The 16,677-nt window shown below is 63.0% G+C and carries 7 protein-coding genes; all 7 read left to right on the top strand.

Annotation, left to right across the window (positions count from 1 at the left end):
- Nucleotides 1-75 precede the first annotated feature (75 nt).
- The 7 genes from dnaE (at nucleotide 76) to QM600_RS03210 (ending at nucleotide 16,676) form a co-directional block, all read left to right on the top strand.
- Nucleotides 76-3,612 (top strand): DNA polymerase III subunit alpha, encoded by a 3,537-nt coding sequence (dnaE, locus tag QM600_RS03240; protein WP_283260046.1) that lies wholly within the window; start codon nucleotides 76-78, stop codon nucleotides 3,610-3,612.
- 233 nt (nucleotides 3,613-3,845) lie between these two features.
- Nucleotides 3,846-9,893 (top strand): Ig-like domain-containing protein, encoded by a 6,048-nt coding sequence (locus tag QM600_RS03235; protein WP_283260045.1) that lies wholly within the window; start codon nucleotides 3,846-3,848, stop codon nucleotides 9,891-9,893.
- A 40-nt stretch (nucleotides 9,894-9,933) separates the two neighbouring features.
- Nucleotides 9,934-10,914 carry an AAA family ATPase gene (locus tag QM600_RS03230; protein WP_283260044.1) on the top strand — a complete coding sequence of 327 codons (981 nt, stop codon included), beginning with the start codon at nucleotides 9,934-9,936 and terminating at the stop codon, nucleotides 10,912-10,914.
- Nucleotides 10,914-12,119 (top strand): DUF58 domain-containing protein, encoded by a 1,206-nt coding sequence (locus QM600_RS03225; protein WP_283260043.1) that lies wholly within the window; start codon nucleotides 10,914-10,916, stop codon nucleotides 12,117-12,119. The genes QM600_RS03230 and QM600_RS03225 overlap by 1 nt, the downstream gene beginning before the upstream one ends.
- Before the next feature lie 2 nt (nucleotides 12,120-12,121).
- On the top strand, nucleotides 12,122-14,464 hold the full coding sequence (locus tag QM600_RS03220; protein ID WP_283260042.1) for a transglutaminase-like domain-containing protein: 2,343 nt from the start codon (nucleotides 12,122-12,124) through the stop codon (nucleotides 14,462-14,464).
- 266 nt (nucleotides 14,465-14,730) lie between these two features.
- A complete protein-coding gene (locus tag QM600_RS03215; protein ID WP_283260041.1) occupies nucleotides 14,731-15,897 on the top strand; it encodes an RDD family protein in 1,167 nt (388 codons plus the stop codon).
- The gene (locus QM600_RS03210; RefSeq protein ID WP_283260040.1) at nucleotides 15,894-16,676 is read left to right on the top strand and encodes a PP2C family protein-serine/threonine phosphatase; all 783 of its coding nucleotides are present in this window, start codon (nucleotides 15,894-15,896) and stop codon (nucleotides 16,674-16,676) included. Before QM600_RS03215 ends, QM600_RS03210 begins: the two co-directional genes overlap by 4 nt.
- The last annotated feature ends 1 nt before the right edge of the window (nucleotide 16,677 follow it).

Genomic DNA, 16,677 nt, shown 5'->3' with positions numbered 1-16,677 from the left:
AGATGCTCGGCCGCCGGCCTTGTCGGTAGCGGGGCCTACACTCGATCAAGCTCCCAGACCTTCAGAGAGGCGCACGTGGCTGACTCGTTCGTTCATCTTCACAATCACACCGAGTACTCGATGCTCGACGGTGCGGCCAAAGTCGGCGCCATGTTCGAGGAGGCCGCACGTCTCGACATGACGGCAGTCGGCATGACCGACCACGGAAACATGTACGGCGCCAGCCAGTTCTACAACGAGGCTAAAAAGGCCGGCATCAAGCCGATCATCGGTATCGAGGCGTACATCGCTCCCGAGTCCCGGTTCAACACCAAGCGCGTGCTGTGGGGCGATCGTAGCCAGAAGTCGGACGACGTCTCGGGTAGCGGCGCGTACACGCATATGACGATGGTCGCGGAGAACGCGACGGGTCTGCGTAACCTCTTCAAACTCTCGTCGCTCGCGTCCATCGAAGGTCAGCTCGGCAAGTGGCCGCGTATGGACGAGGAGCTCATCGCCACGCACCACGAAGGCATCATCGCCACCACCGGCTGCCCGTCGGGTGAGATCCAGACTCGTCTGCGACTCGGCCATGATCGCGAGGCTCTCGAGGCTGCCGCGAAGTGGCAGGAGATCTGGGGTCCGGACAACTTCTTCCTGGAACTGATGGATCACGGTCTCTCGATCGAGCGTCGGGTCCGTGAGGGCTTGCTCGATATCGGTAAGCAACTCGGCATTCCGCCGCTGGCTACCAACGACTGTCATTACGTCACCAAGGACGCTGCCGAGAATCACGAGGCACTGCTCTGCATCCAGACCGGTAAGACGCTCTCGGATCCCACCCGCTTCAAGTTCGACGGCGACGGCTACTACCTCAAGTCAGCTGCCGAGATGCGAGCGATCTGGGACAAGGAAGTTCCCGGAGCCTGCGACAACACGGTGGCCATCGGTGAGCGTGTCCAGTCCTACGAGGATGTGTGGGCATTCCACGACCGCATGCCGATCTTCCCGGTTCCCGAGGGACACACGCAGCAGAGCTTCCTGCGCGCCGAGGTCATGCGCGGTTTGGACCGCCGATTCCCCAGCGGTCCGCCGCAGGAGTATCTGGCGCGCGCCGACTACGAGATCGGCGTCATCAACGAGATGGGCTTCCCGGCCTACTTCCTCGTTGTCGGTGACCTCATCAACCACGCCAAGGACGTTGGAATCCGCGTCGGTCCCGGTCGTGGATCCGCAGCCGGTTCGTTGGTTGCGTACGCGATGGGCATCACCAACATCGACCCCATTCCGTACGGTCTGCTGTTCGAGCGATTCCTCAACCCCGAGCGTGTGTCGATGCCCGATATCGATATCGACTTCGATGATCGCCGTCGCGGCGAGATGGTTCGCTACGCGACGGACAAGTGGGGAAGCGACCGCGTCGCCCAGGTCATCACGTTCGGAACCATCAAGACCAAGGCAGCCATCAAGGACTCCGCACGCGTGCAGTTCGGTAAGCCTGGTTTTGCCATCGCCGACCAGATCACCAAGGCGCTGCCGCCCCCGATCATGGCCAAGGACATCTCGGTGTCCGGCATCACCGATCCCAAGCACGAGCGGTACAAGGAGGCGGCCGAGGTTCGGGCGCTCATCGACTCGAGCCCCGACGTCGCAAAGATCTACAAGACCGCAAAGGGTCTCGAAGGTCTGATCCGTAACGCCGGTGTGCACGCGTGTGCCGTGATCATGTCGTCCGAGCCGCTGATGGACGCCATTCCGGTGTGGAAGCGCGCCCAGGACGGTGCCATCATCACCGGCTGGGATTACCCGTCGTGCGAAGACATCGGTCTGCTCAAGATGGACTTCTTGGGCCTGCGTAACCTCACGGTCATCGGTGACACGCTCGAGAACATCAAGGCCAACCGCGGTATCGACATCGACCTCGACACCTTGCCGATGGATGATCCGGCTACCTACGAACTCCTCGCGCGCGGCGACACCCTGGGTGTGTTCCAGCTTGACGGTGGCGGTATGCGCGAGCTGCTGAAACTGATGCAGCCCACCGGTTTCGGCGACATCGTGGCCGCTCTGGCGCTGTACCGACCGGGTCCGATGGGTGTGGACGCCCACATCTCGTACGCGAAACGCAAAAATGCACTCGAAGAAGTCAAGCCGATTCACCCCGAGTTGGAAGAGCCGCTCGCGGAGATCCTTTCGGAGACCTACGGTCTGATCATCTACCAGGAGCAGATCATGCAGCTGGCGCAGAAGGTCGCCGGCTACACCCTCGGACAGGCCGACTTGCTGCGCCGCGCCATGGGTAAGAAGAAGCTCTCCGAACTGGAAAAGGCGTACGCCGGTTTCCGTCAGGGCATGTTGGACAACAACTTCAGCGAAGCTGCCATCAAGGCTCTCTGGGACACCGTCCTGCCGTTCGCCGGTTACGCGTTCAACAAGTCGCACTCCGCTGGGTACGGGTTGGTCTCGTACTGGACCGGGTACCTCAAGGCCAATTATCCGGCCGAGTACATGGCCGGTCTGCTCACCTCTGTCGGTGATGACAAGGACAAGTCTGCTATCTATCTCGCAGACTGCCGCAGAATGGGCATCACGGTGCTACCGCCGGATGTCAACGAGTCGCGGGTCGACTTCGCGACCGTCGGTGAGGACATCCGTTTCGGTATGGGATCCGTGCGCAACGTCGGTGCCAACGTGGTGGCGTCCATCATCAAGGCGCGAACCGAAAAATCGAAGTTCACCGACTTCTCCGATTACCTCGGCAAGATCGACGCGATGGCATGCAACAAGAAGGTCACCGAATCTCTCATCAAGGCAGGCGGATTCGACTCTCTCGGGCATCCGCGTAAGGGCTTGATGTTGGTGCATGCCGACGCTATCGACGCTGTCATGAGCACCAAGAAGGCAGAGGCGATCGGCCAGTTCGATCTGTTCGGCGGGGCTGAAGCAGACGAATCCATCGCTTCGGTATTCGACGTCAAGATTCCGGAGGAGGAGTGGGAAACCAAGCATCGTCTTGCTCTCGAGCGGGAGATGCTGGGGCTCTACGTTTCCGGGCACCCACTCAACGGCGTCGAACATATCCTCAAGCAGCAGTCCGACACCTCCATCGCTGCGATTCTCGACGGCGGAGTCCAGGACGGCGCGCAGGTCACCTTGGGCGGCATCATCGCCTCGGTAGACCGCCGGGTGAACAAGAATGGCCTGACCTGGTGCATCGTGACTCTGGAGGATCTGGTCGGTGGCATCGAGGTGCTGTTCTTCCCGCAGGCGTACGCCGTCTACGGGATGGACATTGCCGAGGACGCGATCGTTCTGGTCAAGGCGCGCGTGTCCATCCGTGACGATCGAATGTCGCTGATCGGCAATGACCTTGCGGTTCCGGATCTTTCGGCAATCGGTGTGGCGCGGCCGCTCTCAGTGTCACTGCCGTTGCGTCAGTGCACCAAGGACAAGCTGGGTGCTCTCAAGCAGATTTTGACCCGCCATCCCGGAACGTCGGACGTACACGTTCGACTGATCGGTGGCACGGAGGTCACGTTGTGGAAGGTAGACGACGTACTACGGGTAGAACCGTCGTCGGCGCTGATGGGCGATCTCAAGGCGCTACTCGGTCCGGCGTGCCTGGCGGTGTAGCTCTAAGCCAATCTGGCTGACAAACCCCGACAACCCCGTCGAACACGGGTGGTGGAATCTTCCATCCCCGACGTTCGGCGGGGTTTGTTCGTGTTCGCGGACATTCTGTTGCGTGAGTTGCCGTGCGCCGGGAATCTGACTGCCCGTTTGATGTAGTTCGAACAGAGGACAGCGCTCGACCGGGTCTTCCTATTACGGTGGACGGATTGCCGATCCGTAGACTGGGAGCGCTCGTGAATTCGCCGACATGGTTCCAGGCACGCCGAAGCACTATCGCTTCTTTGCTGGTCATCGCCATGGTTGTGTCGATTGTGGGGGTTTTCGCGTGGCGGAGCGACGGATACACCTCGGCGGATGTCGAACTCAACGACAGTGGGGTCTGGGTTTCCGATTCCACCCGCTCGCTGGTGGGGCACTTCAACGACAGCGCCGGTGAACTCGACGGATCCGTCCGTCTCGAGCCCGGTGGGATGGATATCGTCCAGGACGGGGACGTCGCGTTTGCGGTCTCGTCCGGCTCCGCTGAAATGTTGCCGCTCGACGGGGCGACGATGTCGCTTGGCACCGGCGTGGCGCTGGATCCGGGAACGTCGGTCGCCCTCGGCGGCGGCGTACTCGCGTCCATCGAGGAATCCACCGGCGCGCTGCGAATTGCTTCGGAGAATGAACCGGTGGGCGTCGGGTCCGCGACGGATCCGATCGCAGAACTGGGTGCTTCGAGCGTCGTCTCGGTAGGTACCGACGGTGCAGTGCATGCCTATTCCCCTGGACCGAGTGAGTTGATCACGTTCCGAGCCGACGACGGGGGCGTGTTCTCCGAGGTCAATCGTGTTTCCGTGCCGGGTAGTCCGGCGCCGGGAACCGTTCAGATCGGAGCGGTGGGCGCAGTTGCCGTGGTGCTGGATCGCAGCGCCGGCCGACTGATCTCTACCGAAGGTCTCGATATTGCGGTACCGGATCCCTCCAACTCTGCACTGCAATTGCCATCTCCGGCGGCGGACTCCGTAGTTCTCGCCGCCGGAGGGCAGGTTGTCACCCAGTCGCTCGGCGGGGGAACGCCGCACGCGATCGACGTAGTCGGCAGTACCGGTAGGTCAGCGCGTCCAGCTGTCGTCGACGGTTGTGTCCATGCGGCGTGGAGCGGTGGCGCTTATGTACGTGACTGCGGCGGTACGGTCGACGAGTTGAGTGCCGGGACCGTCGATGGCAAGCGGAAACCGTTCGGGGCGCCGGTGTTCCGGGTCAACCGCAGTGCCGTTGTTCTCGATGACGAAGCGGGCACGGACCTGTGGGTAGCGGATCAGAACCTCAAACTCGTCGACAACTGGACTGACGTGATTCCGCCGGACATGGACACTGATCAGCGAGACGAACAGAGTTTGCGCAAAGACCAGGAACGCGCAACTGCGGACCGTCAGGATGGTAACCGGCCGCCCACTGCGGCGGACGACGACTTCGGTGTTCGACCCGGACGTTCGACCTTGCTTCCGGTGTTGGACAACGACAGTGACCCGGACGGCGATGTGCTCACCGTAGTTCCGGTCGGAGGACAACCGGTCGGCAGTGTCGTGGCGCCGGCGCGTGACGGTACGGCGCTGCAGATCACCGTTGCCCCGGATGCGATCGGCCGGCAAAGCTTCCGGTACGAGGTTTCCGATGGATTGGGTGGCACCGATCAGGCGAGTGTCTCCGTCGACGTACGCCCGATGAGTGTGAACGAGCCTCCGCGGCCTCAACGGGTTCCGGAACTGGTAGTCGCACAAAGCCGTTCGATTGCGTACAACGCACTCAACGATTGGATCGACCCGGACGGTGACGCCGTTGTCGCGGTGTCCGCGCAGCCGACTTCGCCGGGCGATTCCGCTCAGGTGCTCCCCAACGGGCGCTTCACGTTCGCCGACGGGGGCCAGGTCTTGGGTGCGCGGCAGGTGCCGATCACGGTGTCCGACGGTCGCGCCAGTGCCGAGGGCACGATTCGTGTCGTTGTGGAGCCGATCGAGAAAGTGCTTCCCGTTGCGAATGCCGACCATGTGCTGGTGCAGCAGGGGCGTCCGACATCATTCTCGCCGCTAGCCAACGATGTGGATCCGGCTGGTGGTCAATTGCGTCTTGCGAAGATCGGCGAGGTGCCTGACGCGGTTCTGGCCCCGGATTATGCTGCTGGATCAGTGCAGATCACGGCGCACCGCCCGGGCACGTATTACGTCTCGTACACAATCACGAATGGACCGGGAACGGCTGAGGGACTCATTCGCATCGACGTCGCCGAGCCTACCGGTGGCGGTCGTCCGCCCATCACTGCCGACGACGTCGCGTTGCTCCCAGCCGGTGGTGACGTATTGGTGGACGTGCTCTCCAATGACACCGATCCCGACGGTGGGGTACTGGTGGTCCAGTCCGTCGAGGTACCGACAAACTCCGGTATTACCGTTGCGGCACTTCAGCATCGGGTGCTGCGTATCAGCAACTCCAACGGCATCAGCACCCCGGTGACGGTGCGGTACACGGTATCCAACGGCAGTGCTTCTGCGCGCGGAAGCGTCGACGTGGTTCCGCTGCCGCCGCCGGCAAAATTGTCGCCGCCAAGCGCAGAACCCGACGAGGCGGTAGTTCGTGTCGGTGACATCGTCACGATCGCGGTAATGGACAACGACTCTCACCCTGACGGGGATGTCATCCGAGTCGTGCCTGATCTGGTGCAGGGGGTGGATCCAGCTGACGGCAACCTGTTCGTTTCGCAGAACGCTCTGCGAATGAAGGCCGGTGACCGGCCCGGTACTCTCCATGCGATCTATTCGGTGGTAGATACTGCCGGGCAGACAGATTCGGCGCAGGTCAGTATCAGAGTCGTGCCGCGCAACGACGAAGCCAACACCGCCCCCAAGCCGGTACCGGTGGCGGGCCGGGTCATTTCGGGGGCCACTGCCCGTATCCCGATTCCGCTCACCGGAATCGACGCGGACGGTGATTCGGTGTCTCTGGTCGGTATCGGTGCAGCTCCCGGCCGAGGTCGGGTCGGCGAGGTCGGTGACGGCTGGATCGACTACACCGCGCTTGAAGGTGCCACTGGTGCAGACTTTTTCGAGTACACGGTGGCCGATACGCTCGGTCGTCGCGCCACCGGACGCGTCGACGTCGGTATTGCACCGTCCAGTCCGCAGAATCAGCCGCCGACGGCAGTGGACGATCGTGTCACCGTCAGGCCAGGCCGTGACGTGTCGATCCCTGTGTTGGACAACGATATCGACCCGGACGGTGACCTGATTTCGTTGGATCCCGACGGGTTCGGCAGTGAGCAAGACCGTGACACTCTCGGGGCGCTGGCTGACGGCGACCTGGTCACCGTCGCCGCTCCGCACGACGCGGGAACATTTACCTTCGGATACGGGATCGACGATGCACGCGGCGCGAGTGCCCGGGCCATGGTCATGGTCACTGTCGATCCTGATGCGCCACTGCTGCGTCCGCTCGCGCGGGACGATCGAGTCGACGCCACGAAACTGGTGGACAGTGACGGCGCCCCTCGCTCGCAGGTCGAGGTGGATGTCCTGGCCAATGATTCGGATCCTGACGGAACCCTCGGGGCGTTGACGGTGGCATCGTCCGACGTGGGTGCCACGGTGGAGTCGAACGGGCGACTGTCGATCGCCCTGACCGATGCGGCACAGATCGTGACGTACTCGATCACCGACGCTGATGGTGGCCAGGCTTCGGCGTTCGTGCTGGTGCCGGGCAGGACCGGCGTCGCCCCTGCATTGCGGGATCGAAGCGTCGTCGAGGTGACGGCGGGACAGGACCGCGAGTTCGATCTGGTTGACGCGGTAGTGGTCAGGACAGGACGCACTGCGCGATTGACCGATGACCGCACGGTGAAAGCCCTGCACAGTGACGGCTCGCAACTGGTGGTCGACGCGACGCGTCTGCGCTACACGGCAGCGGCCGACTACACTGGTGACGACGCCCTGACCTTCGAGGTGACCGACGGTACCGGGCCGGATGATCCGGAGGGACTGACCGCCACACTGACCATCCCGATCAGGGTCCTGCCCGACGGCAATCAGCCCCCGACACTGCGCGGCACAACCGTCGAGGTTGCGCCCGGTGACCCGGTCACCGTGGATCTCCGTAAGCTCGCCACCGATCCCAATGCCGGTGATCTGGACAAGCTCACGTTCACAGCGACTTCGGGCACGTCGGCCGGCGTCACATCTGCTCTCGACGGATCGCAGCTCACCCTTACCGCCTCGGATTCGGCGGCACCGGGAACATCGGTACCCGTCGAGGTGAGTGTGACCGACGGCGCGTCGGAACCGGTGATCGGAACTGTGCTGGCGCAGATCACGGCCAGCAATCGTCCGCTTCCGATCGCCAACAATGACGACTTCGGTAATGCCGTAGCGGGGCAGAGTATTTCGGTTTCCGTCCTTGCCAATGACTACAATCCCTTCCCGAATACCCCATTGCGGATCCTTTCGGCCGAGGTGCAGTCCGGGCCGGCGAGCGCAACAATCGCCGGCGATCAGGTGCAGTTGACGGTGCCGGCGGACTTCGTCGGGACTGTCTCGGCGCGCTACCGTATTGCCGACGCCACAGGAGATCCGTCCCGGGAGTCCTCGGCTCTGGTCAGCGCCACGGTCCGGGGCAAGCCTGACGCCCCGGCAGCTCCGACGGTTGAGGAGGTGCGCAATGCGACGGTCGTCCTGAGTTGGTCGCCGCCGTCCAATAACGGTGCGCCGATTACCGGTTACCGGGTGCTGTCCGATAACGGGGTGCAGCAAGACTGCCCGTCCACCACCTGCACCATTGCCGGGCTACGCAACGGCGACGAGTACCGCTTCACGGTCGTAGCAGTCAACGAAGTCGGGGACTCTCCACCCTCGGCGGTCTCCGGTGCCGCCCGTCCCGATGCCAAGCCCGACACACCGGAAGCGCCAACCGTCGTGGCGGGTGACCGCTCGCTGCAGGTCACCTGGGCGCCTCCGAACAACGAGGGCAGTCCGATCGCCGATTACACGGTGGAAATCTCACCTTCGACTGCGGGTGGATCGCAACGTACCGGTATTACCGGGACCTCGCTGACGGTCAGTGACGCGCAGAACGGTGTGCCGTACCAGGTTCGGGTTCAGGCACGTAACAGTGCTCCGGATCCGTCGGAGTGGAGTGCGTTCTCGGCGTCGGTGACTCCGGCCGGCCTACCGCAGACGCCGAGTGCGCCGACGGCGCAACGCGCAGCGTCCTCGGTCAACGGCGGAGTGATCGATGTGGAGTGGGCGGAACCCGACGACAACGGCGCGGAGATTTCCAAGTACGACGTGCAGGTTCGCAAGGACGGATCGGTGGTGGACACCAAAGCTGGTCTCACCGGTACGTCTGTGCAGGTGACCGGGCTTTCGACGGCTGATGCCTACAGTTTCAGCGTCATTGCCTACAACAAGGTTGGTCCCTCGACTGCGGGCCCGGCCTCGGCAGCGGTCACTCCGTACGGACTACCGGCAGCAGTGAGCAGTGTCACCGCTACCGCCGCCGACGGCGCTGCGACACTTGCCTTTACGGCACCGGCAGACAACGGTAGCCCCATCACCGGCTGGCAGGTCTCCGTCAACGGCGGCGGATATCAGAGTTGGAGCGCCGGCCCGGGAGGGTCGTACACCGGCCTGGCCAACGGCACGTCGTACACCTTCTCGGTGCGCGCGGAAAACGCCGCCGGCACGGGACCGGACGGTTCGGCGTCGGCGTCCATCACGCCGTTCGGTACTCCCAAAGCGCCCACGATCAGCGGCGCTGCGGCCGGAAAGTCAGTGACCTTCACGTGGAACCCAGATCAGAGCAGCCTGACCAACGGCCGCCCGATCGCCAGTATGGACGTGACCTTCGACGGGCAGGCTGTGTCGAACAGCGGCAGCGTCACGATGGGTGACGGGTGGAGTCAGAGCCACACCCTGCGCATCAAAGTCTGTGCGAGTGAGGGCGGTTGCACCGAGTCGACGGGCACCGCGACATCAGCGGCAGAACCGAAACCGACGTCGTGGCAGATCAACATCTCCGCGACGAGTGGTACGTGCCCGGAACCGGATACCGGTGCACCGTTCAATCACCAGAACGGTACCTGTGGGAGTCCCGGTTACCAGAAGACCGGAACGATGACTGTCACGTGCTGGGCAGGTCCGTTCGGCGGTATCAGCCAGTGGTATCGCAGCAGTGGTGGTGCGGTCTCGGGCTACTACATCGCAGTTGAACATACGAATGCGACATCCGTCCCGGCCGGGATGCCCCGATGCTGATCGCCCACATGCTGATCGATACAGAGAGAAGGAATCAGAGATGACGATGACCCCTGACCAGGCAACCTGGTTCGCGTCCACGTTCGACGGATTGGTCGCCAACATCGGCCGGGCTGTTCTGGGCAAGCCGGACACCATCCGGTTGGTGCTGACGGCGCTCCTGGCGGACGGTCATATCCTGCTCGAAGATGCGCCGGGAACGGGCAAGACCTTGTTGGCGCGTGCGCTGGCGGCGTCGGTGGAGGGCTCGCACAGTCGCATTCAGTTCACCCCCGATCTGCTTCCCAGTGACGTGACCGGCGTGAGCATTTTTGATCAGCGCAAGGCGGAGTTCGAGTTTCACCCCGGCCCGGTGTTCGCGTCGATCGTGCTGGCGGATGAGATCAACCGTGCTTCGCCGAAGACCCAGTCGGCCTTGCTCGAGGTCATGGAAGAGTCGCAGGTGACGGTGGACGGGCGGCCGTACCCCGTCGGGCGTCCGTTCATGGTGATCGCGACGCAGAACCCGATCGAACAAGCCGGAACCTACCGCCTGCCTGAGGCTCAGTTGGACCGTTTTCTGATGAAAACGTCGATGGGATATCCGGATATTGCGTCGACAATCGACATTCTGGCCGGTGCCGCAACTCGGGATCGTTCGCTCGAGGTCCAGGCGATTATCACTCCGGCGGCGACGGCGGAGATGGCGGACCTTGCTTCTACCGTCCACTTGGATGTTGCGTTGTTGGAATATGTTGCGCGCCTTACCGAAGCGTCGCGCCAGGCGCCCGAGGTTCGGGTCGGTGTCAGTGTTCGTGGCGCCGTGTCGATGGTGCGTGCCGCCCGCGTCTGGGCTGCCGCGCAGGGTCGCCACTACGTCGTTCCCGACGACATCAAGGACCTGGTCGGTCCGGTGTGGACGCACCGCATCATTCTCGAACCGGAGGCTGAATTCTCGGGTGCTGTACCGGAATCGGTGCTCGGTCGCACTCTGTCCGAGATTCCCGCTCCGCAGATGCGGGCGCAGTCCGTGGGGGTCTGATGGAGCACCCCGAGCGGTTTCACCGAGGATGGCAATATTGGCCGGCTATTCGGCGCATCGCTACCCCGGTCGGTTGGTCCGTCGTCGCGCTCGCCGTTCTCGGCTTGGCGATTGGGTGGATGTTCTCGTGGATCGAAGCGGTAGCTGTCGGTCTGACCGCGTTGATCTGCGCCCTACTCGGCCTGCTGTTTCTGATCGGACGCAACCGCTTCGAGGTTTCGTTGGCGTTGGCGGGAAATCGGGTGGTGGTGGGAGACCGCGCTGCCGGGCAGATCGTCGTGCGTAACAAGGGCTCTCGTTCGGCGATGCCCGTCAATGTGGAACTGCCCGTCGGGAAGGGCGTCGCGATGTTCGCGGTACCGCGGTTGCGCGGCGGCGATACACACGAGGAGATCTATACAATCCCGACCGGGCGACGGGCCGTTATCGACGTCGGTCCGGTTCGAACGGTCCGGTCCGATCCGATCGGAATGTTTCGCCGTGAAGTTGCCTGGGGCGATCAACAACACCTGTATGTTCATCCGCGCACGATCCCGTTGGACAAGGTGACTGCCGGTTTCTTGCGTGACCTCGACGGTCGACCGGTCCCGGATCTTTCCGACAGCGACGTGGCATTTCATGCGCTCCGTGAGTACACGGTCGGTGACGACCGCCGATCGGTCCATTGGCGTGCAACAGCGCACAGCGGAACCTTGATGGTTCGTCAGTACGAGGAGACCCGTCGCTGGCATCTCGCAGTGGCGTTGTCGACGGCGCGGGCCGAGTACCTCAGCGACGAGGAGTTCGAGTTGGCCGTGGGTGTGGCCGGTTCGCTCGGCGTGCACGCCATTGTCGACGGCCGCGAGCTGACGGTACTGACTCACGACCAGGGCCTGCACACGATGTCACCGACGCGCTTACTCGATCAGCTCTCGGGCGTCGAAACATCCACGGGCAAAGCCACTGTGGTGACACTCGCGCAGGATGTGGCTACCGAGGCACCGGATGCGTCGATCGTGGTATTGATCGTGGGAGGTGGGGTGGAAATTACTCATCTCACGGAAGCGCAGTCGCGTTTGCCGATCGGTGCGATGCGGATTGCGGTCTGGGTCAAGCCCGGAGAACCGCCGACACGGCGTCGTATCGGCGACCTGGTTGTTCTCACGATTGGAACGCTCGCCGAATTGCCACGGGCGCTGCGTTCCACCGCGACAGCGGGAGTGTGATGGTGCGGTATCTGAATCTTCTTCCTGTAGCAGCGCTTTCCGCGCTGGCCCTGCTCGGTTTCGGTACGGTCTACAGCGGTACCGGTTACTTGATTGCGGGTGCTTTCGGTGTCGTCGTCGGGCTGGCTCTGGCAGCCGCCGGCGCTCGGTGGCGTTGGCGATTGCTACCGATGTTCGCGGCGATGTCTCTGTGCTACTTCGTATTCGGAGCCGCAGCCACGGGTCCGGACAGCGCGATCGGATCTGTGGTGCCCACAGGTTCGACTGTGGCGGAACTGGCATCCGGGCTTGTGACTTCGTGGAAGCTGTTGCTGACCGCAGATCCTCCCGTCACCAACGAGTCGATTCTGCTGATCATTCCGTACGTCTGTCTATTGGTAGCCGGCACTGCGGCCGGGAGTGCCGCGCTGAGACTGCCGACGTACCAGGCATCGACCGGCCGAGCGCTGGCAGTGGTCATCTCGGCAGTGCCGTTGATGATCGCCATTGCCTTCGGCACCGAGGCGACGACGCGTCCGGCAATCCTGGGAACGGCTTTCGCAGTCATATCGATCGGTTGGTGGGCGGTTTCGGCTCAGGCCGGGGTGTACACGTCGTCGGCAACGAGGCTCAGGCGTGCCGGGGCCGGGGTTCTCGTGATTGTGGTTGCAGCGGTGGCCGGTGCCACGCTGGCACCAATCCTGACATCCGGAGAGCGCAGCCTGCTCCGCGATCATGTGTTGCCGCCGTTGGAGCTTCGAGAGTTCCCGACACCGCTGGCCGCATTTCGCAGCTATCTCAAAGACTCTCGGGACACGCCCCTGTTTACCGTGACGGGACTTCCCAGTGGACAGCGAATCCGGTTGGCCACACTCGACCTGTACGACGGACGAATCTACAATGTTGCTGCCTCCAGTGACCGTAACTCCGACTCGGGAGTCTTCGGCCGACTCGGGCGATCCGACGGGGGAGTCGCGGCGCAGTTGCCGCAGGGCGAATCGCAGTCGCTGCATATTGTCGTCGATCAATATCGCGGAGTCTGGATTCCGGTCCCCGCCACGTCGTCGGCGATCGATCTCGGTGGTGCACGCACGGAGGAACTGTCGGCCGGACTTTTCTACAACCCCGCCAGTGGCACAGCGATGACCACCGCCGGCTTGCAGACGGGCGACGAGATCGAGATCGAGGGAACCTCGCCGGTTTCGGCAGGGGATGCGGATATCGGCGACAGCAAGCCTGCGACGCTCAATCTGCCGGAGCCCGAGATGATTCCGCCGGAAGTCTCCGAACTACTCGCCGCCGCGATAGAAGGCGCGGTGACACCGATCGAGCAGTTGCGGGCAATCGAGGCCTCCCTGCACGGTGAGGGCTTCTACAGCAATGGACTCGAAGGGCAGGTTCGTTCCCGTGCCGGCCACAACGCCGACCGGATTTCGGTCTTGCTGGGCGGAACTCAAATGATCGGGGACGCCGAACAGTACGCGGTGGCAATGGCACTGATGGTGAGGCAGTTGGGGATGCCCGCTAGGGTCGTTGCCGGGTTCGAACCTCTTGCGCGCCCAAGCTCGTCCGGCGCCACAACTGTCACCGGCGCCGACATCGACGCCTGGGTGGAGGTTCCGTTCGAAGGAATCGGTTGGGTTGCATTCGACCCCACACCTCCGAAAGATCGTACCCCGCAGCAAGAAGTCCCCGAACCCAAGACCAGTTCCGATCCACTGGTCGTCGCGCCGCCGCAACCGCCGCAGGATCCGGTGGAACTGATGACCACCAGCAGTCCCGGCGAGCGTGAGGACAGCAACAACGTCTGGTCCTGGGTGTGGGCGCTGCTACTGGATCTAGTGTGGCTCCTCGCGCGTACCGCCATTCTGTTGTTGGTTCTGGCTGTCCCGTTCGTGATCGTGTTGTTGCTCAAAGCACGTCGGCGCCGGCTCCGACGTAGTCTGACCGATCCGGTAGCCGGCGTCGCTGCGGGATGGGACGAATTGATCGATACCGCAATCGATCTCGGAATTCGAGTGTCGGCCGGTTCCACGAGACGTGAAACGTCGCTTCACGTGGCTCGCGAGTTCCCGACAGCGGGCATCGTGACCCTCGCGCAAGCTTGTGACGTCGCGGTATTCGCTCCCGGCGGATTGACCGACGATCAAGTGCAGGCGTACTGGGTAGAAGTTGACCTTGCACGTACACGGCTACGGGATGCAACCGGACTCACCACTTGGTGGCGCGCACAGGTCAATCCGCGGTCGCTCGTATCAGCGGGGTTGTTCGACGGCATTCGACGACAGAGTTCGGCGTCACGCACGAGGATGGAAGCCCTTGTACAGCGAGTCCGGCCGAAGCGGAAACGGGAGTGGATCGGATGAATCAACCGTACGACAGAAACGCCAGGCCGCACGGGTCTCCGCCCCCGCCGCCGGAGCAACAGCAGTGGCCCGAGCAACAGCAGTGGCCCGAGCAACAGCAGTGGCCCGGGCAACAGTTCTGTCCTGGTTGTGGTTCCGGTTCGCCGTTGAGTGCTCCGTTCTGTGGACGGTGCCGGCGGCCATTCGAGGGGCAGTCGCCGGTGCAGTCGTCCGTTCTGGCGGGACCTCCGCAGCAACCGCCACAAGTGCAGCGACCACGAGATCCGATGGTTCCGAGTTCGCCCCGACGGTTCCTGGCGGCGCTGATCGACCAGGGTATTGCGGCAGTGTTGTTGTCGGTTCCGCTGTACCTGGTTGTGATCAGCGATGATTCCGGGCTGGTGCCGGTGCTCGTGCTGGCGGCCGGTGTGTTGTACCTGCTCGGTTCGATAGTCGTGCAAGGCATTACGGGCAGAACTTTCGGAAAGTGGATACTCGGACTGCGCACCGTGTCGATTATCCCGGGAGGAGACGGCACGTTGTGTGCTCCCGGGATCTCGCGGTCGCTGTGGCGAACAGTGGTACTCGCACTTGCGAACGTGCTGCTGTACTTCGGTGCTTGGTCGGTGTTGCTCGACGGAGGACGCCGCGGCGTCGCGGACAAACTTGCATCCACGCGGGTCATCGACGTTCGGACTATCGGTGACCCACTGGTGGCGGGGCGGAACGAATCATCGGAAAATATTGCGCCACGAGGGTTCTCGCGCCTGCAATTTACTCCGGAAGAGCGGGCGATGATGCCGACGTCGGTAGAGTCGGGGAGTGTGCCGAGGCCCAGTCCGGCCGCAAATTCCGATGTCGTGATCAACGAGGTGCCGGGAGTCGGGCGAGACCGCGAATCGGGGCCACCCGTACCGAAGTACCAGTCGCGCAACATGGATCCGATACGCGTCGTAGCGCGTACGGTCATGGAGTCGGTGCCGGTGCCGGTGCCGGTGCCCGTGCCGGTGCCGGTGCCCGTGCCCGTGCCCGTGCCGGTGTCGGTGCCTGTGTCCGTGTCGGATCAGGTCGAGGAAACACGCATGGTGCCTCCGCCGGTCGATCGAACACGGATGACGCCGGCTGCGGTCGCAGTCATCCGGTTGGAATTCGACGATGGTCGGACTCTCGAGGTTGCCGGTTCCGGACTGGTGGGTCGTGACCCATCGCCAGAGGTCGGTGAGTCCGTCGAGCACTCGGTGGCGATGGAGGACACCACCATGTCCTTGTCGAAGACGCATCTCGGATTCGGTGTGGTGAAAGGTGTTCTGTGGGTCGAAGATCGGCACTCGACCAACGGTTCTGCTTGGGAGTACCAAACGCGTCGGCAGAGTTTGGTCGCCGGAGAGCGGACCGAAGTACCGACTGGCGCAACCATTCACATGGGTGCCCGGTTTTTTCGGGTGACGACATGAGTGGGGCAATTCCGGTGACGCTGAGGTGGGGCGCGTCAACCGATGTCGGCAAGGTCAGGAAAGAGAATCAAGACGGCTATTGCGCGAGCCCACCGGTGTTTGCGGTTGCCGACGGTATGGGAGGCCGCGAGCAGGGAGCCGCCGCGGCAGCAATTGCCATCGACGCGATGCAGTCTCTGGTGGCGAAGGAGAACATCGAAGCGGATGACCTGCAGCGATGTGCGGCTGTGGCGTGGCAGGGGATCGTAGAACTGTCGCTCGAGTCTGAATCGACACCAGGCACCACCCTGACCGCGGCAATTCTGGCCGAAGACGCCGGAACCCCGTACTGGATCATTCTCAACATTGGTGATTCGCGGACATATCGGTTTGGGTCCGACGGACTGGTCCAGATCACAGTTGATCACTCGGTGGTCCAGGAAATGGTGGAGACAGGTGCGCTGACCCGGGAAGAAGCGCGAACACACCCGCAGAGCAATCTTGTGACGCGTGCCATTGTCATGGAAGTGCAACAGCCAGCTGATATCTGGAAGATTCCGGTGCTTCCGAACGATCGGCTGGTGCTGTGCTCGGACGGCCTCACCGCGGAACTCCCGGACACCTACATTGCGAAATTGCTGGACCGATATGACGATCCACAGGTCGCGGCGGCACGCCTTGTGCAGGTTGCTGTCGATCTGGGCGGACGAGACAACGTGACGGTGGTGGTGGTTGATGCGACCGGTTCACCCACGAGCACGGAGCGGACCGTCCCAATTCCGGTTCGAGGGCAGGAGTGAA

This window comes from Rhodococcus sp. IEGM 1379 (genome assembly GCF_030056815.1).
Taxonomy (GTDB): Bacteria; Actinomycetota; Actinomycetes; order Mycobacteriales; family Mycobacteriaceae; genus Rhodococcus_F.
Note: the sequence above shows the minus strand (reverse complement) of the source record. Positions and strands in the feature narration are given on the sequence as shown.